The organism is Paenibacillus sp. J22R3 (assembly GCF_056269305.1).
This window is the reverse complement of the sequence record NZ_JBWDNS010000002.1, coordinates 1,416,985-1,439,784: the sequence shown is the minus strand read 5'-3', so window position 1 is coordinate 1,439,784 and position 22,800 is coordinate 1,416,985. Positions and strand designations below refer to the sequence as shown.

Sequence of the window (22,800 nt, the reverse complement as noted above, 5' to 3'; positions counted from 1 at the left end):
GACTCACTCCTTCCATAGCTTCCCATCTTCTCGAATATAGAAAGTCGAGCTGCCATCCATAGAAGGCGCCGCCATTTGAAAGAGCCGTGAAGTCACTTCGATTTGAGGCTGAATCATCCATGTGTCCTCACCCATAAGCATGGCCAGATCCTCGCTAAACACGCCGAATTCCGCAAAATGATTGCGCTGACGATAATACAGCTTGCGCAGCTGCCACTTTATCGTTTCGTCCTGCGGCAGTGTAAAATGTTCGTCGCTTCCTTCACCTGCAAATACAACATATCCCCATAATTCCGGGTAATGCATATTGACGATTCCCATCGGCGACCATACCCAATTGTCTTCGGGGTATGACTTGCCGGTTGCAGGATTAATCACTTTCTCATATCGTCCATCTTTCACCTCAGCCTGCCATTCCACACGAGAGAAATTGACACGCCAGAATTGTCCGGGTGTTGGACGACGCCCCTCGGAAGCGCATTCCAACAGGCTCTTCCATGGCATGGCGACTTCAATGCTCCAGCTGCGATTAGCGGCAAGTGGATTGCCCAGCTCCCCGTCAATGTGCACCGCGGTCTTCAGTCCGGCGATGTCCCATGCGTTGACTGCCGGTCCACCGTCACGGTATGGCTTCACTAACAGCAAATCCCACACTGTGTTCAGGGCATTGATTTCAAATTCATAGTATTGGTGCGAATCACCGTCGGGATCAATGAAAATCTCAAAATCGTTATCGTAGAAAATAACGGAGTCTCTCTCCGTCAGCGTAGCCCAAATTTGGTCTTCCACCAGTTCCGCTCCGAAATAGAAGTACTCATCGTCCCATAACATTTTGACTTTCGTCCGTTTGCTAGGCTTCGGTCTCAGGTCGCCTTCGATATCAACAAATTCAGCCGTCCACGGCGCATCAGCCCAAAATGGTTTATCCAGTCTGCCATCCAGTACGAGCGGCTCAGTCGCTCTTCGGCACATGTAATGCTCAGGTGCATACTTCTTCATGTGTGGTTCCGGTACTCCGCTGAAATGCATTGATCCTGCCTCCATTTATATTTATGTTATATCTTCTTCGAATATAGCTTCCATTTTCATACTTATTATACCGTTATTACACCGAATGTGTAAATATTAGATATATCATATGGCATATCCTTTTAACAAGAGTATAACTTAAACGCAAAAAAGCCTCCTTGCGAGTATGAAGCTCACAAGAAGGCGAATACCAAACCAACCCGGACTTAATCGGCCAGGTCCGGTCCAGGGCCGATGGACTGTCTTGATACCCACTTAATCGGAATAACAGACCGTTCCCGTTGTATAACATGGTTCTCCAATTGATCGATAATCATCATCGCTGCACGTTTTCCGATTTCCTCGTAATTCTGTTCGATGGTTGTGATCGGAATATCGCCTTGCTGCGACATCTCATTGTTATCGAATCCTACAATCGACAGCTCCTCCGGGATCTTGATTCCCAGATCAATAGCCGCCTTCATACAGTCGTAAGCGACCATATCATGTTCGGTTTGAATCGCCGTCACGCGCAGCTTCATCAATTTCCCCAGCAATTCCTTGTAGAATTCCCGCCGAGTCGCCGGAACGCCTTCTGCTTCACGCGGCAAGTCGCTCAAGATCAGCTCAATATCCACCGGTAGTCCGTTGTCGCTTAGTGCCTTACTATAACCGAAGAAGCGGTCACGTACCGTACTGCGATACTGAATTCCGATCGTGGAAATAAACGCAATACGTGAATGACCCAGTTCAATCAGCTTGGATGCCGCCTGATAACCACCTTCATAATTATCCGATACAGCGCTTCCCATTGTCAGCAAGCTGTAATATTGGTCGAGCGTTACAATCGGATATTCGCTGAGATGTAGCGCGTGGACTACATCCAAATTCTTTTGCGTGCTGACTGGGTACAGAATAATACCTGACGTCCCTCTCTTAGGCAGCGAATGCAGCAGCTCTCGCTCTCGTTCACTGCTCCAATCACTGTTATGGATACTTAGGTAATACCCTTTGGATTCTACATATTTGGCCGCACCCTGCATATGCTCAAGCGTATTGTGAGCGGTAACAAAAGGAAGGATCATGGAAACGATTCGGCTGGACGGAGAAGCCTCCCTCACTTCCGATTCAAGGCGAGCTTCATCTTGTTTCTTGACGAAACTGCCGCTGCCTCTTCTACGATAGATCAGGCCTTCTCTTTCGAGTTCTATCAAAGCACGTTTGGATGTAATGCGGCTAACGCCGAATTGCTCCGCTAGCTCAAGCTCCGTTGGAAGCTGCTGACCGGTAACATATTCCCCTTGAGAGATGCGTTCGCGCAAAACTCCGAGTATTTGACTGTATAACGGCTTATTATCGCTCAGCACAGAATTCACACCTCAGCCTAATTAGTTCTATTTTTTTCAGTATATCTATTATTGTCTTACTAATCCAACAGATTTTATACGAATTATGGACTAGCCCGTAATCCCCGTCCGCTCTACGCTTTCTACAAAGTACCGCTGTACAAACAGATACATGGCAATAAGAGGCGCGATCGTCAATAGTACTCCGGTATTAAGAAGCATGGACGTATAGACAGGGTCCGGTTCCTTGATGCCAACCCCCATATCCATGAGGCTCGTGGACAGCACTTTCACTTGTTTCAGGAACAAACTGACGTAATAGCTGTCATTCCATTGCCAGACGAATGAGAATAGAAGCACGGTTACGATGGCTGGAATGGCGTTAGGCAGCATGATGCGGGAGAACGTGCGAAGCACCCCTGCGCCGTCAACCAATGCAGCTTCCTCGACTTCCTTCGGAATCCCTCTAAAGAACTGCCGGAAAATATAAATATAGAGCCCGTTCTTGAGTCCCATTGCCGTACCGGCCGAAATAATAAACGGCCAGAAGGTATCGATTAGATTCAGTCCTTTCTTGCCTGTAAACAAGTGAATGAGACCAAATAGATCGAAGTACCGATACGTCAAGTAGAGCGGAATCATGATCGTTTGCGGCGGCACCACAATGGTGAAGATGACAAGCGCGAATAAGATCTCGCTGCCTTTAAACTTCAGTCGTGCAAACGCATAAGCAGCCAGCGTACAGGAAGCCATCTGGATGATGGTTGTGCTGGACGTGATGTAGAGCGTATTGAGGAATGAAGTCAAGTAATGCGCAGATTCCATGGCGATTTTGAAATTATCCAGCGTAAAATGCCTTGGAATCCAGAGCACCGTCGGATCGTAAATGTCGGCCTTGCTGCGAAATGCAATGGAAATTCGCAAGAATAACGGAAACAAGATGACGAAACAAAAGCCGAGTATGAGGACAGCTCGTATCAATCTCCATACGAATCCTTTCGTCTTCTCCACCGGATTGTAACGTCTTACGAACAAATCGGCGTAAGCTGTAGGCGATTTCATAGACTCACCTCCCCATTTAGTCATAGTAGAACACTTTGCGTGAGATTAGACCGACTGAGACGGCCAGAATCAAGCCGACGCATAGGAAGAACACCCACGACATCGCGGCGCTAAGACCGAAATCGAATACTTTGAAGGCCGTTTCCGATATTAACAAATTGATCTGGTTGCTGCTAAAGGTATCCGTTATGGAGTAGACCATGTTCGTTAGAATAAGCGGCGTAACCATCGGGAACGTAATTTTCCAGAAGCTCTCGTACCCTGTCGCGCCTTCAATCTTGGAGGCCTCGTACAAGGACGGAGAAATCGACTGCAAGCCTGCTAAGAAAATAAGAATTTGCACACCGGATGAGCTGATAATCTCATAAATCCGATCTACCGCCCCGGTAATATAATTCACGATGACCGGCGATAAGCCGGATTCGATCATCATTTTACTTAGCTCGAAGCTTTGCAGGGCATTCGATCCCCCTTCTGCTCCATTGCCTGCAGGAATCGCACCCCCGCCGACAAAACTGCTGATATCCAGATTCGCGATTGCGCTGGAAGCCAGAATAACCGGCAGGAAGAAGATCGCCCTGGCGAATGGACGGCCGACAAACTTCTGATTGAGCAGCACCGCTGCAAACAAACTAAAAATAAGAATGAGCGGAACGTTCACGACCATGTTCCCGAGCGATTCCGCCAAAGTTCGAGGGAAATCCGGATTGGACGTAAACAGGCTCGTATAATTATCAAAGCCTTCATACGTGACCTCAAAGCCGCCATCGACCATATCAAGAGAGCTTAAGCTGTAACGAAACGACTGAATCAGCGGCAAAATGAACAGCAGGATCATACCGAACATAAGCGGCGATGCAAACAGAACACCGAACCATGCATTTTTCTGTTTTAAAGTCATTGGTTTCTTAAACATCGTCATTCACCGCCTAACCGGTAGCTTTCGGCGCCGATCTCCATGCCGTTCACCTGTACTGCCGTTTGATTGTAATTCACTATAATGGACATGCCGTTCTCGAACGTAGTCTCCACGACTCGATTGGCAAGTGTCCGATGACCGGTAATAATCTGATTGCGCACCTGTTTCAATATCGGGTTAGCCTCGTTGTATAATTGGGCTGCTTCATCGAACCAATCCGCATAATGGAGCGCGTACAGATCGTTATATGCGGTATCTTTGACAACGGATGCTTCGTTATAGTACCAGGCGTAATAGATGTTCGAGCCGGTTTCCAGCGCTTTGAGCATCGAAACGCGCGGATTCTGAACCTCATCCATATTGAACGGCGCACCAGCCAGATCTACATAACCATGAAGAGCAATTTGATAGAACATGACATCCTCATCGGTAATGTTTAATCGATTGCTGGATGTAGGTGCATTTACGACGACATTGGCATATGGAAGCGTATAAGCATTGCCTCCGCTTACCATGAGCTGGCCGCTTTGCTGCTTCAGCTTGTCCGTTTCCTGCAGGATCGTATTCCGTGCAGCCTGACGGTCGACCGATGCATCCGGATCAAAATCAGAATTCACTTCATTTCCCATATCCCGCAAAGATAAGCCGCTTATACCAAGCTTCGCATAATCGTCCATAAAGGCATCCACCGTATTCGGAAGCTTGTTCGGGGACAACTTGTAATGCGAGAATGAAGCGCTATCCTTCACGTACATGACCGGATTGTAATTATAGACGGCTGCACTGCGGCGATCAAGCAAATCCGCGCTGTCGGTGGCTCCCTTATATTTCTCTAAGAATGCCACATCCGGATACAAATCGATCCCATTCTGTTTGGTGTAATCGACCAGACGTTGAAGCCCTTTCTTGCCTCCGAGAGCACCTTCGAGCTCGATATCTTTCGGAGAACTGTGACGGATGCCATCATTAAACCAGCCTATATAGCGCAGTGCAATATCATCGATTCCCTGCGTCTTCAGCAGCTTGAGCATGGAGCCAGCCTCGTCATACGCAGTTAACGATTCCGTTGCCGTATAAGGGATGCCAAGGAAAGATTTCTTCTTGCGGAACGCTCCTTCAACCTCAAGGATGAAAGGCGCATTGGCCTTCTCTTCGAGCTTCTTCAGCTTATACTTGTCGGTCAAGTAATTCCGATAGACACCCGCCATCCCTACGTAATCGGCAGCGCTGCCGGATAGGAAGCTGTATCGGATACGAAGATCACCTTGATAAGGCTGCTGTTGGAACATGGGAACAGAGCTGGTTTTGGTCCCTGAGCTGAGCGTATAATAGTCCATTGCGACAAATTGAAACTCGGAATTGACACTATTATAGCTATCATGTCTGCCGCTAATATCGGCGAGCACGCTGGATAACGCATCCCCATCCTCGATTATACCCAGCAAAGCATGATCATTCTGCTTTAAGCCAAACACAGGCAAGCGCACCGGCGAGCTGGTCACCACCCGTTCTTTCACATCAAATGTGCCATCCTCACCATAAACCGGCATGTTGAAAGGTTCTGCGCTTAACTTCTTATTGTTCAGTTGAATCAACGCACCTGAACCATCCGGAACGAAAATATAGCCTTGCTTCTTATGATCTGCCGCCCCGAAATGCTTAAGCACCTGAACGGAGGCAAGCGGAAAGTCCGGACTGTAGCGGACATCCTTCGCAGCGATGGCGACAACGAATTGATTCGCGTCCAAGGAGAATGTAACCGGAATCGTGAATGCAGCCTGTTCATCGGAAGCTTCCACTTCAGCGCCATTCTCTTGATTATCCTGAGCAGCATCTTTCTTCGTATATCCCGCCTGGGTCAGATAACCAGCAAGCTCCTGCTTCACGTTATCTTGCAAATTACGAACCTCGTAGACCTGCTTCTCCTGATTGAGACGGAACTTATACGTGACCTGCTTTCGTGCATCGTCATCCGGCAGCTTGTCCAAGATGAGCTTCTGGAACCGTTCTTTACTGATCACCGTCGGAATGTTATCGGTGCCGCCGGAAGCTTGGCCGAACCGGTAGACGATTGTTACGCCGTTCTTCGCAGCTGTAATCTCGAACTGTTTCTTAAGGACGCTGTCATCATAGCTGTTGAATTGATAGACTTGGCCCTTCTCGTTATAATACTTAAGCAGCAGCTGCGACGAAAGTTCCGATTGATAGAGTGGTGATGCAAGCGAATCCTTCTGATGACCGACTGGATTCGAGAACCATACATAGCCATCGCGCTTGTCCTTCACCGCAATCTCTGCTGTTTCTTTATTGATGAACAAAGCAAGTGTTTCCGTCTCCGATACCTGCTCCATCTGCTTAAGTGCAGCCAGCTCTTCCGGTGTATTAATCGTATGCACCACCGTATCTGAAGCTAGCTCCATAGAGGCAATCGAAACCTCGCCTTTAAGAGACTTGCCCCCACCGGAAGTTGCCGATGCCAATGCCGATGACGCGTCTCCCGCCAATCCGTTAGCCACTTTGTCCCCGTCGTCGTAATTGATAATGGCAGTGCCAGCTGCCAAGCATCCGCAGAGGGCAGCAATGACGACATGCTTTCTATTGATCACAACCGTTCCCCTCCAAATAAACAAGATTCCTCGGCAATCATCGTACTCTAAACGAAAGCTCGTGATAGAGTGACATAATGAAACTGATCATCTGCTGCAGCATGCTGAAGAACAGAACGCCTAGGAACAACATGATCCCGATGACAACGAGCGTGAGCAGCATCGTTAGTACCGTTTTACCAGCCGAGTATTGATGAATCGTCATCGTCCCAACGAACAGCAATGCGATGAACCAAACAATCGCAACGGTATCCAGCAAATAATAAAAGGAACTCTCATCAGACGTGATGAACCTGCTGTACAGCGTTTGCGGCAAATAAATAATGACAAGCGGCATCAAGGAGTACCCGGTAGCCATTATTATTTCTTTGAATTTCCCTTCGCCATCCATGAGCGTTGTGAGCGACCAGTTGGCTACACACCAGAGCAGGAACGGCAGTATGATGTATTTCAGTTCATTGATGCTGTTCAGCTCGGCGGGATTGTTGAAATTGACAACGAATCCGCTGTATTGCCGCTTCACGATGGTGAGCAACACGAGTAGAAACAAGATGATGGCTGCAATCTTGACTCTTCCCTGTTTCTCAAACTTCATCTCCCAGAAGCCGTTAAACGGATGCAGCATGGTGTAGAATGGGTTCTTGAGCGGGCCGACTTCTTTATAATAGCCGCTCGCAGCCCTTCTTCTCATAAGCTTGATCATGGCATAAATGATTCCGATTGCAGCTGCTATACTGACAACAATGGTGCCGAAACGATCCATGACGATCTCTTTTCGGTAGCGCTTGAAGGCTTCCGAATAGTTCTCCCGATTGTTGCCAAGCTCGAAATACGTCATCGCTTCTTTGTTATCGCCTTGCTTCAGCAGTGATTTACCGATACCGATGTACGCGACCTCGAAATTGCTGTTTAGCTTCAGCACTTGCTTCCACGCGGTAGTAGATTGTTCCACTTTGCCGTTATAGAGCGAAGTAACCGCATCCCGAATCAAACTTCCATAACGCGTCGGCTCAAAAACAGTTAATCGATTGTTATCCTTATCCAGTACGATGACGCGATCGCCCTGCAAGCCAATGGCCGAAGGGGTACGGAATTTCCCTTGCTCCGCGCCTAATCCGCCGAACATGTAGAGTAAATTCCCGTCTTTGTCATACGAGAAAATACGTCCGCGCTTCGAATCCAGCGCACTGTACATGCCGCCGGCATCCTGCGTGACATCGACGAAGATCGAGCTGCCCGGGAAGCTTCCCACTTCCATCGTGCCGATATCCCCTTTAGGCGGAAAATAACCTTTGCTCCGTAAAATATCGACACCGGACGGATTCAGCTTCTTAATCGGGCTGTTCGAGTTTTCTTCCACTGTTGTCGTATACATAAACCCGTCATCGTCAATGGCGATGTTGTTGAACTCCAGCGGTATAAACTGCTCCATCTGATCACGTTGTTTCTTAGTCGAGATACGCTTCCAGAACAGATCCATTGGACTGAATTTCACTCGATTCGTACCAATAAATCCACTGAATACACCATCCGAATCAAATTCCATGATCCCTTCATAAGAACCGCGGCTGATTAAGTACAGCCTTTCAGCTTTATCTACGACAAGTTTAATCGGAGTAAATTGAAACCCCTCACGAATCAACGACGACTTCGGCTCGTTAATCTCACGCACAAACTCGCCATCGGCTGAAAGCTCAATGATTCTCCGATTCTGCGTATCTGCCACGAAGAGATGCCCTTTCGCGTCCGCGAAAACCCCTTCGGGCTGATTGAATGTATCTTTCTTGCCTGCATGATCAAATTCGGTAATGACGCGCTCTACGCCCAGCTTCTTGCCCAGCACCAGAATACGGCTGTTGCCCGTATCTGCAATATAAATAGTGCCCGAACTCGAAATATACATATCCTGCGGCGAAACCATCGGTCCGATATTCAGATCCGGACCGTAAATGACTTCAGCAGCGCGGTATGGATCCGGCGCCGGCACCGCTTCTCCCCAGTAGGAGTAGTTATACCCATCCGATGAGGCAGCGGACGCAGGAGCGCATATACCGAGCATGAGCATAACCAGCATTAACGTTACGATCGTTCTTTTGGCTGTCAAAATCCGGCTCCCCCCTGCTTACTCTTTCAGCCCCGATGTAGACATCGTTTGAATGACTTTGCTTTGCGTGATGATGAATACCGCAATCGGAACAGACATCATGAGCAGCGTTACAGCTGCAACCGGACCTGTTCTTGCTATTCCCCCGCTCGCAATTTGTCCGAAGACGGCATCCACCGTACGAAGCTGTTCGCTGTAAATATATTTGTGGCTCGTTACGGATCCGTTCGTCCACAAGCTTTGTAGCGAGAAGATAATGAGCGTCATCCAAGCCGGTTTCACGATCGGCATGACGATTTGCCAGAATATCCGGTATTCCGTCGCGCCGTCGATCTTCGCAGCCTCAATTAAAGCATCCGGAATCTGTTCCATAAACTGCTTCATTAAGTAAAGACCCAGTGTGGAACCAAAGGCCGGGAGCAAGATCGCCCAATACGTATTGATCATCCCAAGCCATGAGATCGTCATATAGTTCGGCACCTGGGTCACGTAAGGCGTGAACATAAGCGACATCACGACAAGGCTGAACAGCGCATTGCGGAAAGGGAATTTCACTTTCGCAAGCGGATACGCAGCTGCCGAAGCGATAATGACGTGCCCCGTTGTTCCCGTTATCGCGATAAAGAAAGTATTAAATACATACCGCGAGAACGGAACCCAAGAGTCGGCGAAGATGCCGACTAAATCCGTGAAGTTCTTCATCTCCGGATGCCGAACGATAAACCTTGGCGGGAATGCGAAGATTTCGTCCAGCGGCATAAAGGCTCTGTTTATCGTATACACGAGCGGAACCGCCATAAATGCCGCGACACCGGCCAGCAGAATAAAGAGCAGAATATCGACTGACCAGGAGCGATTAAGCCGTTTTCTCAATAGGAACTTCAATGCCATCGAACTTACTCACCTACTTTTTTGAGAAGCTTCTGCGTAATTAAATTCGTTAACATCATAATCGCAAACAATATCGTCGCGATTGCCGATGCGTAGCCCATCTGGAAACGGATTGTTCCATAATCGACCAAATGCGTAACGATCGTATGAGCGGCGTAATCCACACTCGGGAATCCGATCATATAAATCGAAATTTCAGCTACCGCAAATGCCGATGTAATCTGAATGACGGCACCGAACATCAATTGCGGGCGCATAGCCGGAAGCGTAATAAACCACAGCTCCTGCCACCGATTACGGATTCCGTCGATCGCTCCCGCTTCATACAAGGTCCGATCCACGTTCTGCAAACCGGCGATAAAAGCAAGGAACGATGTGCCCAAGCTGAGCCACAATTGAACGGCCATCAGAATCGGAAGCATATACCGCGGATCCTGCAGCCATTGAATCGGCTCCAGAATGAAGCCCCACTTCATCAGAAACGAGTTCATGAAACCGTAAGAATCACTGGAGAACAGCGTTTGCCAAATCAAATAGGTATTGCCTGCAATGGATGGGGCGTACAGAATGAGCGTCAGCACTGCACGCAGCTTAGGCGGTAATTCATTAATCAGCCATGCGAATATGAAGCAGGCAACATAGCTGATCGGACCCGTAATAAAGGCGAATAAGAACGTGTTCTTGACTGCAATGAGAAACACATCATCCGCTACGAATAGCTGCGCATAATTGTCCCAGCCTACAAAACGCGGAAATTCAAGCATATTGAAATACGTAAAGCTGAGAATGACTGACATAAATACCGGTATGACGGTAAACACAGTGAAAATCAGAAAATAGGGGGCCATCAAGACAAGGGCATGTTTGTTCTTGAGTAATTCCGTCTTGATATGGCTTAGTTTCTTAAACGTCATCGTACTAATTGGGAATCCCCTCACTTCTCATAGGGAAGATTGAATTCTTTTCTTCTGGCGTTGATCTCTTCGTTCATGTATCGAACGTAGAAGTCCATCGTTTCACGCGGATCTTCGCCTTGCACTACGACGCGACGGAAGGCATTATCAATGTTCCGGCCGGTCAAATAACCCCCAGGCACTTCAGGAATTCCCCGAGTCCATTCCATTTGTTCGAGCAGCGTGTTTAAATCCTGGACAGGCCATGAAAGCATCTTCAGCGCTTCAATATTAGCGGTCGGATAACGAGCAGATGTCCCTAAACGAACCTCCATCTCGCGGCCAAACGCCAATTGGGTCTCTTTGCCGGTCCACCATTTCATAAAGGACCATGCTGACTCTTTGTCCTTCGTATGCTCGAACATGACAGCCGCTGTGCCTCCCGTACCGACATCGCGACGGATCGTTCCATCGAGCTTCTTCACTCCGGGAACGGGAGCAAATCCCCACAGTCCTTTAATTTCCGGCGCATATACAGAAAGCTTGTTATACATCGTATAGTCCACGATGCCGATTGGCATTTCTCCGGTACGGAATCGGTTCGCAAAATCAGTCTGGATCGGCAGCTTGTAATTCACGTACAGATCCGTCCATTTCTTGAACTGCTCGATAGCCGTTTCTTCGTCCAATCCCGTGGCCTTGTCATTGTTCTTATAGAACTGTCCATCATTCTGATAGAGCAGCATCGCAAACGTAGGACTTGGCGGGAGCGTAATGATATCCGTCGTGACGACATCATTGCCTTGCGCGTTTAGCCCTCTCTGCGGTAAACCGAATTGCAGGTTATGCTTCTGCAGCTCCGGAATAAGAGCATACACATCGTCCCATGTTTGCGGCACCTTCAGATGCAATTCATCTTCAATGATGTCTTTCCGGTAGAACAAGACAGGGAACGTCTGCTGCTCAGGCAGCCCATAATACTTCTCGTTATACGCGTACGGCACCATGACACTGCTCTTAAACCGTTCGGTTACCTCTTGGAAGTCAGAGAATACGGACAAATCCTGGAGTGCATTACGTGTTGCAAAATTGACCGGGACTTCGTTCCCGACCTGCAGCGCAACATCAGGACCTTTACCCGCAACCGTGGATGGAAGCAAAATATCCGCGGAAACCAGCTTCAGGTTCACTTTAATTCCCGTGTCATGCGTAAAGTTGTCATCAACCAGTCGTTTCAGGATTTGCGCTTGGTCGCGTCCGGATGTCACCCAAACGGTGATGACTTTATCACCTGCGTCATTACTGCTGAAATCATCATAGTTCTCGTAGAACGAAGCAGCGAACGATGCAAGGCTTGATTTGAACTTCGCAAAGGTTGTCGCTTCCGGACTCGGGAGCTTCACGCCGGGTTCCGAAACGATTAAATAATCGATCGCAACCGGCTGTTCATTAATCATCAGCATCCAGGTACCCAATGCCCCGACATTGCTTTTGAAAGCATCAATTCGGCTAGGTACTGTATCCGGTCGATCTGCCATGTCTTTCAACTGATAGGCCAATGTATTCAATAGGGCTGAACGGTCGTTGCCTCCATCGTCAGGACCTTGAATCATGCGGGCAATCGCATAGAGACGATCGCTTTCCTCGCGGAATACTTTAGACATCTCAGGAATACGCTTGTCCAGCGCATAATCGCGGAACTGATCCGGCACAACACCTGTAAAGCTGATCACCTTTCGATACATTGCATTTAAGTTCAACACACTATTCTCTACGGTCCGCAGTACAGGCGCTAATTCGCCTAGTGTTACTTCAAGCCGGATGGTGTGTTTGCCCGCAGTCATATAGAATCGGTAAGGTTTATCGCTCTGCTTGCCCAGCACCTTCATCTGCCAATTACGGTCGTATGCGAAACCGATTCTTTGGGCTTCCTTAAACGGAAGTACACCGTCAATCGTAAGCGTACGCAGTGCCGACATCGCAGTTAAATAGTTCTGCCGGTTCTTAAAGGCGATTTGATATAACCCATCCTTCTGAACTTCGACTTCCCATTCTATCCACTGTCCCGGCATGCGCCAGGTCCAGCCACCCATCGCATTGTTACGCAGCTTCGATGCGTGGAAAGGCTCGACTGCCGGGCTTGAGCGGTCATTGTAAGGGAGGAGCATTGGCGTTGATTTCAGCGAAGAGGCTTCCCCTTGAATTTTCATAAATGAGCCTTCGACGGGTTTGTAGCCATTCTGCTTGTACAGTATCTCTAGTTCATCGTAGGCAATGGTCTTACTCGGCTTGGTTAATTTCAGATAATCGATGACCAGCGGTTCTTTACTGGAGGTCAGCGTCAGCTCATGTTTCCCTTTGCTCAAATAAAACTGATACGGCTGCTCATAATACCCGCTTGCATCTTCAAACAGCGATTCTTGCCACGTCGGCACCTCGATCTGCTTCGGCGCCAAATCATTGCCATTATCATCGCGGTCAAATACGGCCTTCTCATCTTTCCAGATTCGACTGAAGACAAGACTTCTCGCTTCATTAAATGGCGTTTCCCCGTCAATCCTCAGACCTCTCTCGATGTCCGAATCTTTGCCCTTCACGGTGAAATATTTCATATCGATCTGGTACAAACCACTTTGCTGGATATCTACGGACCATGAAATCGATCCTGTTTCTTCCGTTAGAACCATCTTCCCTTGTTCACCTTCGTAGTTCTCGACAATAGAAGCGTTCATCTCCGAAAACTTGCTAAAGCTCTCAGCTTCAATCAGGATGTCTGACGCTGGATCAGGCGTGTCTTTGTACTTGGACAAATACTCATCGTAGCTGCCCTTCTTGAAGGAAGATGACAGCTTCATTAAGCTTGCGCTGTCAAGCGGGCGATCTTCGGCGGAAGCCGTTCGATCGGAGCTGCCCCCTATCGTTGTTGATGCTAAATAGATGACAGCAGATAAGATAACGAGTATCGAAATCATTTTGATATAGGATCGCCTCATAGTTCCCCTCACAAAAACGGACCCCCAAATCGCCTTACTGTTAAAAGCAAAGCCGATTTGAGGGTGTCCCGTTCAAATTACATGAAATATGCTAATTGGAGCTGGTTACTTCGAATCTGCTTGCAGCTTCTGGATACCGGCATCAAACTGATTTTTGATTTTCTCTACAGCCGTAGCAGGTGCTACTTTGCCTTCTGTAATATCCTTCAGCACGCCGTCAACCAGCTTGTCTGCATCCGGAATGGCGATGTAGCTGCCGCTGTAATCGATCTTATCGTACATTTGCGTGCGAGTATCAAGTCCATCCGGCGTATATTGGTTTTTCCAGCTTTCTACCGCAAGCTCTTTGTTTTTACCGTGCAAGCTGATTTCGTCCATGATTTTCATAGCGATTTCAGGGTTCTTGGAGTATTTGGAAACCATGTACATGTTGCCGTAAGGTGTGAAGGACGTGTAATCAGAAGCGTTAGGCGCTTTCGGGAAGAAGACATAACCAAGCTCTGTATCCTTCATGTTGTCCTTCAAGCCGCCGAGTTCCCAGCTAAAGCCGCCATACATCACGCTTTTACCAGCGATAAACGCTTTGTCATTGCCGTCCTTCGGAGCTGGCTGCAGGATCGACTTATCCACGTTGTACATATCCGCTACTAGTTGAAGGCCTTGGATCGAGTTTGCGCTGTCCATCGAGAACTTCATGTTGCCGCTCTCGTCTTTATCGAAGGAGCCTTTATTGCCATAGACGAATTGCTCCGTACTTACCTTCATGTCCCCGATGTAACCGAACACGTCTGTTTTGCCATCGCCGTCTTGGTCCTTCGTAGCAGCTTTAGCTAGCTCGCGGAATTTATCCCATGTCCAAGCGCCGCTCTTCTGCAATTCGTATGGATCTTCAACGCCGAGCTGTTGAACCAGCTTCTTATTATAGAAAATACCGTATGGAGAAGGAGGAGAATCAATGAATCCGTATTGTTTGCCTTGGTAGCTGCCGCCGTTCTTCATCCAAGCAATGTACTTGGAGTCGCTCATATCCAGCATGTCGTCGATCGGCAGGATGAAGTTCTTGTTTACGAGTCCCGGGAATGACCAGAACAGCTCAAGTACGACTACATCTGCGAACGGATCGCCTGCAAGCGAAGTCGTTGTCAGGTTCTCTACATATTTGCCGTAATCGCCGAACTTCACGAATTCGATCTTGCCGTTATATTTCTTCTCAGCTGCTTCGATTAACGCGATTTGCTCGTCGTCTGCCGGAACACGGTCTTTCTCTTCCTTCAGACGCGGGTCAGCGCCGTCCCACCATAGACCAATCTTGATTGTTGCGCCTTTAAGATCGCCTGCACTCTCTACAGGAGCAGTTTCAGCTGTGTTCGTGGCATTGGTTTCGTTCGTCGTTGCCGCCGTGTCTGTATTTGCTGCCCCTTCAGAAGCAGTGTTATTCGTTGTGTTATTCGTATTGTTGTTAGCGCCACATCCTGCTACCGAAAAAGCTACCATCAATGCTGCTGCCGAGACCATCAAACTACGTTTGTTTCCATTACGCATTTTGTTTTGTCCTCCCCTTGGTTAGAAAAATGAATTTGCATCTAAACCCTTGCCAAGCTGCTGCTAAAGTATGGATTGCCTCCTCCCCGGATGCTCTACTTGAAGGTATACCTTGATTATATTAAATAGGTATAACCTGACATTTGGTTGCGTTTTCATTTTATGTCTAATTTACAGAAATGTAAATAGTGAATATATCTTTTTATCAAATTTTTAATAGATTTTACATTTTAGAACTAAAAAGTGGCATAAATATACAGGTTTCGCCGATAAAGATATACTCCATTTACAAAAGGTTCAATTGGATATGGTATATAAGTCGTATGTGCAAATTGATTATCTGATGGATTTCGAACTAGTAAAAGAGGAAAAAGCATATCTTCCATTCTGTTTGCGGCAACAAAAAAAGGGCTCAGTAAGCTCAACTGAGCTTACCGAAACCCTTGTTCGTTAAAAGTTGGTGCGGTCGAGAGGACTCGAACCTCCACGGCTGTTACACCACTAGAACCTGAATCTAGCGCGTCTGCCAATTCCGCCACGACCGCATCTGGCAGTTGTCGCTTCATATATCCGAAGCGGCGTTTATAAAAATACCATATTAGCTAATACGAAGTCAATATAATCTTAACAATAGAATCAATGTTCGAGCAGCGCAAGCACTCGAAGCCATGTCCCGGTGCTTCGTTCATCCTTCTGAGCTGCATTACGCACCGTAATCCTCATCGATTCCGCCTCCGAACGCAGCACCAATTGCACAGGTACTGGCCGCCAAAACATCGGGCACCACTCATCAAACGGATTCACGAGCTGGAACGGACCGCCATTGACCGCAAATTCCAGCATGCCGGAATCCGGCCCGCATATGAGCAGCAAACCTGCTCCACGTCCGTTCACGTCGAAGCTGAACGCCGCCTCCGGAGCATCTGATGCCAGATGATCGGCAGCATATCGCCAGTTGACCATGTTATCCGGTCTCCCTTGCGGCTGGAACAGTTTCTTATCGTAGACGGCGGACAAGTCCCGCATCCCAGCGTGCTCATATGAGCCGACAAGCAAAGGCGCCGGAAGTCCGGAAGAAATCTCAGTCAAAGTCTCAGTCAAAGCCTCAGCCATATCCGTCTCAATAGCATCCTCCAGAAATGCCAGCAATAAATCCGCATAGAAAGCATACCCGTTATCATTCGGATGCGTACGATCCGGTGCAAGCTCCTCCCATATCCCTCCGCCTGCCCACAGCCAATCACGTACCCTCGCGAAGAACGACACGGATGGCAGACCGTAATGAGCGGCAACCTCTTCATGTGCCGCAATAACGTACGGATCCTGCTCTCTCAGATTGTTCTCGTCTGCCGAATAGAGAAACACAATATCGGTCTGCGGCGACAATCGGCGACATTGAAGCACAATGCCCTCCATGCCCCGGATCGTCTCCGCTTTTCCTTCGAGAGTTTGTTCCCTGTGCTGGCTGTCATTCACTGCGAACTCGATGAACAGCAGGTCAATGTCATGCTCCAGCATGACATGGGATTGCAATCGATGTGCGCCAAGAGTGGAATTCGTTCCCCCAACCCCGGCATTGACGAAAGTCCAATCCGTAGAAGGATAGGCAGTTTGCAAATATTGCTCCGTTAGCGCTCGCCAGCTGGAACGATCGGGATCGGTAGCTCCATAGCCTTCCGTTATCGAACCGCCGAGAAAAGCAACCGTAACGGGTTCTTGCAACGCCAGTTTCTTCCTGAAACGCGGCAAGCCCCCGCGAGCTGTGCAGTATTGATTTCCGTTTACCTGAATCACATCATTCATTCCTTTTGCATAATTAGCATAACAAAACCGGGCGCTTATGCATGGATAATGCGCCCGGTTGTCTTGCTATGCTTATTTCTTGAACGTGGAGGAATCATACGCCTTTTGCAAAATTTCCAGGTAGCGATTGAGCTTCAAATCTTCAAGCCCTTTCACGTAGCTGTCCCAATCCTTGTCAAGGCTCTTGTGACCCGTGATGAATTGCAGCGCGTTCTCATCAATGTACGTTTTGATGTTCGTTTGCAGCATCGTAGCTTCGTCTACTTCAGTCGGATCAAGCCAGATTGCCCACAGCGGGAACAATTCCTTCGGCTCATGACCTTGGTATTGAAGTGTCGCTTGATACAGACGACGCTCGTAGTTCGCGGAATCGTAGATGTCTGTGCCTTGTACGTAGCTGTCACGGTATTCTTTAGGCATGTAGAAGTGAGCCATACCGCTCCAACCTGCGTTACGAGGAGCTTCGCCTTCCGCTTTCGGAATCGGAGCAACCATCGGTTGTACACCTTCGCCAAGTGCAACCTCGCCGTCTTTCGGATCTCTCCAGTCAATGTCTTTCATACCGGATGCGCCGTTTGTTTGTCCTTCAGGGGAGAACATGTAATCAACAAGCTGAATCAGAGCGACTTGAGCTTCTTTGCTTGCTTTGCTGGTGATTGCGAATTTAGCACCAGGGGAAACACCGCCGCCGTCATGTGTAGACAGCGAAACGCCGTTCGGTCCTGTAAGCGGCGGAACCGGGTTGTAGTCTTTGGAGTTTTTGTTGCCGTGATCGATGTTTACGAAAATAGCCGGGTGCATGCCTGCGCCTGCGCCGAGAATTTGCGCATCGCCGTTTTCGCCGATCTTCTTGAATGCTTCCGCATTTTGCGTGAATGCACCCGGATCGATCAAACCTTCATCGAACAACGACTTAATGTAAGTCAACCCTTGTTTCCATTCGTTTGTTACTGCAGCAGAGCCGACTTTACCGTCTTGCATCAACAAGTGGTTGCGATCGTCGTCATAAACGAATGCATCCATCAAGTAAGGAACGACGCGAACACCGAAATCCTCTGTCGAGCCGCTAAGCGGTACTTCGTCTTTTTTGCCGTTGCCGTTAGGATCTTGATTTTTAAACGCTTCCAAAACCTTCTTGAAATCTTCCGTTGTTTTCGGCATTTCAAGCTTCAGCTTCTCCAGCCAGCTCGTATTCAGCCACATTTTGTTCGGGTACGAACAGTGGAAACATTGGGAATAAGCAGGAAGACCATAGATGTTGCCGTCCGGTGCGACGCTGAATGCTTTGAAATCCGCGTTGGTGTCCAGAGCTGCTTTAATGTTCGGGGCATATTGATCGATCAGATCGTTCAGCGGAATCAATACGCCTTGTTTACCGTATTTGATCAGATCCGCTTGTGAGAATTGATCGATATACGCAGTCAGCATGTAAGCATCCGGGAAGTCCCCGCTCGCAAGGGAAATTTGACGTTTCTCTTTAGCGCCATCACCTGGTATGGCTTCGAAGGTGAAGTTGATCTTGAATTTATCTTCTACGAATTTCGTGAACTTGTTCGTTTCCAGGTTAATGTCCTGCTCCTGTACAGCGAACAGCTTGATGTCGACCGGTTCTGCAGGTGTAGTCGTGTTTGTTTCAGCAGGCTCGTTCGTATTCGTCGATGCGGCATTTGTCGGTTCGGTGTTTGAAGCCGTATTACTGTTTCCGTTGTCTTTGGAGCAAGCCGACATAACCATCGTGGTCATCATGACCACTGCAAGCAAGCTTACCATTCTCTTTTTAAACACGTGTAATCGCTCCCTTTTTAATTGTTCTGCTTGGATTATTTCACCTTCACCACTATCATCAGGATCAAGCACAGCCTTGTAACAGTTGCGCTTTACACCGGCATCCCCCCTTTCAATACCTTCATCTGATTTAGCCCTTAACCGACCCGACCAGCATCCCCTGCACAAAATAACGCTGCACGAACGGATAAATAATGAGCACCGGAAGCGTGGCTACTACAATCAGTGAATATTTCAGAAGCTCAGCCAACTGCTGCCGCTCCACCTGCTTCATAGCGTCCATGTTGGAGCTGCCGCTGTTGTTCTGAATGATGATACTCCGCAGAATCAGCTGCAGCGGGTACTTACTTGAAGTTTTGAGATAAATAAGGGCATCAAAGTACGCATTCCATTGACCGACCGCGTACATGATGACGAGAACGGCAATAATGGGCTTGGACAGGGACAGCACCACACTGCGAATGAAGCGGATGTCCGTGCAGCCGTCGATTTCGCTTGCTTCCACCAGCTCAGCCGGTATGGACTGCTGGAAGAACGACCTCGCAATGATGACTTGCCACACCCAGACCGCGTTGGGAATGATGAGTGCCCATCTCGTGTCGATCAAGCCCATGCTCTTCACGACCAGATAAGTCGGAATCAGTCCTCCGCTGAACAGCATCGTGAATGTTATGAGCATCATGATGACGTTGCGGCCGAAGAACGTTGACCGCGAAAGCGGATAGGCCAGCATGACCGTCAGTGTGACACTGATAAATGTGCCTGCCGCGGTGTACAGCAAGGAGTTACCGTAGCCTGTCAGCACTTGCGGATTCTTGAACAGCGCTTCGTAGCCCTTAAGCGATATGTCGACTGGCCATAACCAGACACGTCCCGCCGACACAGCAGCCGGGCTGCTGAAGGAACTGCTGAAGATGTAGATTAAAGGATAGAGCACCGCCACCAGCACGAGGGCCAGGATGATGTAAACGACGGTTAGAAACACCTTATCGCCGGATGATTCTTTGATTTTATTGGTTACCTTAGCCACGAAAACACCTCTTCATTACCAGATGCTGGATTTCAAAAACCGTCTTGCCATTGCGTTTACTGCAAACAACAGGACTAGATTGATGACAGAATTAAATAGACCTACTGCCGTTGCAAAGCTGTAATTCGCATTCAGCAAACCGATTTGATACACGTATGTCGCGATGATCTCTGAGCTGGCGATATTCAGTTTATTTTGCAACAAATACACTTTCTCGAAGCCGATTGCCATGACGTTGCCGACATTCAGGATCAAGATAATCGAGATGGTGGGCAGAATGCCCGGCAGATCAACGTTCCAGATTTTCTGGAAGCGTGATGCGCCGTCCACTTTGGCAGCTTCGTATAACGTTGGATCTACCCCTGCGAGCGCCGCCAAGTAAATGACGGCGGAATAACCGGCTGTCTGCCAAATATCCGACCACACATAAATGGATGTGAACATGTTCGGGTTACCAAGGAAGTTAACCGATTCCAGCCCAAAGTGATTCATGAATACGTTTACAAATCCGAGCCTAGGTGCTAAGAAAAGCATAATAATCGAGACCATGACGACTGTGGAAATAAAGTACGGTGCAAAGGTGACGAGCTGCACGAATCGCTTAAACTTCTGAGCGCGTATTTCATTTAGCATCAGCGCCAGCACAATCGGAACCGGAAATCCGGCAAGCAGCAGATAGAAGCTGAGCGTAAGCGTATTCTTCACGATCGTACCGAACACCGGGTTCTCAAAGAACATTCTAAAATTGTGAAAACCCACCCAAGGGCTTCCCCAGATGCCCTTCGTTACGTAGTAGTCTTTGAAGGCTAATACAGCGTTCAGCATCGGATAGTATTTGAAAATAATAAAGAATAAAAGCGGCGGTGTGACGACGAGATACAATTGCCAATGTCTTGCGAAACTCCTTCTTGCGCCGAGACGTTTGCCAGCGGCCTCCAAAACAATCCCCTCCTATGAATCGAACCTTGATGTGTGACAGCGCTTTCTACAGGATCGATCATAGGTGATTTTCGGCATCTCTAGGAAGGTACAATTTCGTCTTTTACCGTACAGATCTCCCGAATTCAGGGGGACATTTCCCCATAAAACGGCCATCTGAGCTGCCGCACCTTGCAAATAGGCGCAAAAAAAACCGACCGCATCAGTCGCGGCCGGATAAAGTACTTATTTCGTATTTTCTTGTGCAATCCATCTATTGTACGCCTGCTGCAAAATCGTAACGTACCGGCTTGCGCCAAGTGCTTGTAGTCCGTTCACGTAGGCATCCCAGTCCTTCTCGAGGTCTAATTGGCCTGTTATGAACGCCATTGCGCTTTCATCAATCTCGTGTTTCATATTGGATTGCAGAAGACTCTCTTCATCTGCATTCGAGGAGTCGATCCAAATCGACCACATCGGAAAAACTTCCTTAGGTTCATGTCCTGTATACAATTCCGTTGCTTGATAAAGCCTTCTCTCGTAGCCGTTTGGCGAATAAATGTCCATATCCTGCACCCAGCTGTTTCTGTAGGACTTCGGCATATAGAAATGGCCCATCCCGCTCCATCTCGTATTATGGTGAGCATCAGACTCCTTCACTACTATGCTAGCGAACTGTGCCGGAATATTAGGGTCAAGCGCTTGTTCGCCATCGAACGGCCGTCGCCAATCAAGGCCTTCCTTGCCTATTTCCGCATCAGCCTGTCCTTCAGGCGTATACAGATAATCAGCGATTCGAATGAGCGCGATGCGTTCTTCGGGGCTCGCTTTATCTGTAATTGCAAATTTAGCTCCCGGCGTGCTGCCGGACTGATAATAGACGGCGTAAGAAGCATAGGGCCCTTGAAGCGGCGGAACGGGCACATAATCGCTGCCGCGTTTGTTGCCAAGCCCCGTGTCAACGAATATAGCCGGATGCATGGCCGTCCCCGCTCCCAATATCTGCGCCCCGGCATTCTCGCCGAGCTGCTTATAGGCATCCGCATTTTGTGTAAAAGCACCTAAATCAATTAAGCCTTCATCATATAAGGATTTGACGTATTTCAGACCCTCCCTCCACTCAGGCTTATCCGCTGCCAGACTGACTTTCCCATCGGCAACTTCTACATAGGTGCGATCATCGTCATAAATAAACCCGTTCATGAAGTAGGGAAGCACGCGCACACCGAAATCCTCTGTTGATCCGCTGAGCGGAATTTCGTCGGCCAATCCATTCCCGTTCGGGTCGCCGTTCTTGAACGCCCTAAGCACCACGCGGAATTCTTCGGTCGTCTTCGGCATCTTCAGATTCAACTTCTTCAGCCATTTATCGTTTAGCCATAGCTTGTAGGGATAGGAGCAATGAAAACAGTCGCTGAATGCGGCCAACCCATAAATATTTCCGTCCGGCGCCGTATTGAGCGCGCGAAGGCCAGGCTCATGGTCGAAGGCTGCTTTAATATTCGGTGCATAGTGATCGATCAAATCATTCAACGGATAGAAAAGCCCCTGTTTGCCGTATCGGAGTACATCAGCCTGCGTGAATTGATCGATATAGCTCGTCAATATATAAGCATCAGGATAATTCCCGCTCGCCAGCGATATTTGTCTCTTCTCCTTGGCGCCTTCATAGCGAATCGTTCTCCAGTCGAAGGAGACGTTAAACCTTTGTTCCAGTGACCGCGAGAAATCATTCGTTTTCAAATTCTGATCCGAATCCTGCTGCGCAAAGATACTGATTCGGAGCGGTTTATCTGCGGACTTGCCCTGCTGCTTCACATAATCACAGGCAGGAAGTGCTAAGAGGAGTGCGCATAGTGAAATAGCGGCACAAGCTGACTGAGCAAACGTCTTCAAAGCA

At 48.4% G+C, this 22,800-nt stretch carries 15 protein-coding genes and 1 tRNA gene; all 16 read right to left on the bottom strand.

Annotation, left to right across the window (positions count from 1 at the left end):
- Positions 1-3 precede the first annotated feature (3 nt).
- Complete coding sequence (locus AC0YN4_RS14395) at positions 4-1,029, bottom strand: carbohydrate-binding family 9-like protein (RefSeq protein WP_475836104.1); 1,026 nt, start codon at positions 1,027-1,029, stop codon at positions 4-6.
- Between the two features lie 206 nt (positions 1,030-1,235).
- Positions 1,236-2,375 carry a GntR family transcriptional regulator gene (locus AC0YN4_RS14390; RefSeq protein WP_475780372.1) on the bottom strand — a complete coding sequence of 380 codons (1,140 nt, stop codon included), beginning with the start codon at positions 2,373-2,375 and terminating at the stop codon, positions 1,236-1,238.
- Between the two features lie 90 nt (positions 2,376-2,465).
- The gene (locus AC0YN4_RS14385) at positions 2,466-3,416 is read right to left on the bottom strand and encodes a carbohydrate ABC transporter permease (protein ID WP_090978036.1); all 951 of its coding nucleotides are present in this window, start codon (positions 3,414-3,416) and stop codon (positions 2,466-2,468) included.
- 16 nt (positions 3,417-3,432) lie between these two features.
- Positions 3,433-4,332, bottom strand: coding sequence for a carbohydrate ABC transporter permease (locus tag AC0YN4_RS14380; protein WP_475780371.1), 900 nt, complete (start codon positions 4,330-4,332; stop codon positions 3,433-3,435).
- Between the two features lie 2 nt (positions 4,333-4,334).
- Positions 4,335-6,941, bottom strand: coding sequence for a DUF5696 domain-containing protein (locus AC0YN4_RS14375; protein WP_475780370.1), 2,607 nt, complete (start codon positions 6,939-6,941; stop codon positions 4,335-4,337).
- 37 nt (positions 6,942-6,978) lie between these two features.
- On the bottom strand, positions 6,979-9,045 hold the full coding sequence (locus AC0YN4_RS14370) for a YIP1 family protein (protein ID WP_475836057.1): 2,067 nt from the start codon (positions 9,043-9,045) through the stop codon (positions 6,979-6,981).
- A gap of 18 nt (positions 9,046-9,063) precedes the next feature.
- Positions 9,064-9,936, bottom strand: coding sequence for a carbohydrate ABC transporter permease (locus tag AC0YN4_RS14365; protein WP_091215166.1), 873 nt, complete (start codon positions 9,934-9,936; stop codon positions 9,064-9,066).
- Between the two features lie 5 nt (positions 9,937-9,941).
- Positions 9,942-10,850, bottom strand: a complete 909-nt coding sequence (locus tag AC0YN4_RS14360) for a carbohydrate ABC transporter permease (protein ID WP_475780368.1) — start codon at positions 10,848-10,850, stop codon at positions 9,942-9,944.
- Positions 10,851-10,870: 20 nt separating this feature from the next.
- Positions 10,871-13,822, bottom strand: coding sequence for an extracellular solute-binding protein (locus AC0YN4_RS14355; RefSeq protein ID WP_475836056.1), 2,952 nt, complete (start codon positions 13,820-13,822; stop codon positions 10,871-10,873).
- Between the two features lie 105 nt (positions 13,823-13,927).
- A complete protein-coding gene (locus AC0YN4_RS14350) occupies positions 13,928-15,364 on the bottom strand; it encodes an ABC transporter substrate-binding protein (protein ID WP_475780366.1) in 1,437 nt (478 codons plus the stop codon).
- 458 nt (positions 15,365-15,822) lie between these two features.
- Positions 15,823-15,909: transfer RNA gene (locus AC0YN4_RS14345), tRNA-Leu, on the bottom strand.
- A 91-nt stretch (positions 15,910-16,000) separates the two neighbouring features.
- Entirely contained in the window at positions 16,001-17,086 is a 1,086-nt protein-coding gene (locus AC0YN4_RS14340; RefSeq protein WP_475836055.1) for an SGNH/GDSL hydrolase family protein, read from the bottom strand.
- A 153-nt stretch (positions 17,087-17,239) separates the two neighbouring features.
- On the bottom strand, positions 17,240-18,937 hold the full coding sequence (locus AC0YN4_RS14335; RefSeq protein WP_475780997.1) for an extracellular solute-binding protein: 1,698 nt from the start codon (positions 18,935-18,937) through the stop codon (positions 17,240-17,242).
- 145 nt (positions 18,938-19,082) lie between these two features.
- A complete protein-coding gene (locus AC0YN4_RS14330; RefSeq protein WP_475780364.1) occupies positions 19,083-19,982 on the bottom strand; it encodes a carbohydrate ABC transporter permease in 900 nt (299 codons plus the stop codon).
- Between the two features lie 15 nt (positions 19,983-19,997).
- Positions 19,998-20,921, bottom strand: coding sequence for an ABC transporter permease (locus tag AC0YN4_RS14325; RefSeq protein ID WP_475780363.1), 924 nt, complete (start codon positions 20,919-20,921; stop codon positions 19,998-20,000).
- 225 nt (positions 20,922-21,146) lie between these two features.
- Positions 21,147-22,796, bottom strand: coding sequence for an extracellular solute-binding protein (locus AC0YN4_RS14320; RefSeq protein ID WP_475836054.1), 1,650 nt, complete (start codon positions 22,794-22,796; stop codon positions 21,147-21,149).
- Between the last annotated feature and the right edge of the window lie 4 nt (positions 22,797-22,800).

Bases quoted from the DNA above. Each gene is read 5' to 3' on its own strand.
- AC0YN4_RS14395 (WP_475836104.1), bottom strand. From the start codon at position 1,029: ATGCATTTCAGCGGAGTACCGGAACCACACATGAAGAAGTATGCACCT.
- AC0YN4_RS14385 (WP_090978036.1), bottom strand. From the start codon at position 3,416: ATGAAATCGCCTACAGCTTACGCCGATTTGTTCGTAAGACGTTACAAT.
- AC0YN4_RS14380 (WP_475780371.1), bottom strand. From the start codon at position 4,332: ATGTTTAAGAAACCAATGACTTTAAAACAGAAAAATGCATGGTTCGGT.
- AC0YN4_RS14365 (WP_091215166.1), bottom strand. From the start codon at position 9,936: ATGGCATTGAAGTTCCTATTGAGAAAACGGCTTAATCGCTCCTGGTCA.
- AC0YN4_RS14360 (WP_475780368.1), bottom strand. From the start codon at position 10,850: ATGACGTTTAAGAAACTAAGCCATATCAAGACGGAATTACTCAAGAAC.
- AC0YN4_RS14355 (WP_475836056.1), bottom strand. From the start codon at position 13,822: ATGAGGCGATCCTATATCAAAATGATTTCGATACTCGTTATCTTATCT.
- AC0YN4_RS14350 (WP_475780366.1), bottom strand. From the start codon at position 15,364: ATGCGTAATGGAAACAAACGTAGTTTGATGGTCTCGGCAGCAGCATTG.
- AC0YN4_RS14335 (WP_475780997.1), bottom strand. From the start codon at position 18,937: ATGGTAAGCTTGCTTGCAGTGGTCATGATGACCACGATGGTTATGTCG.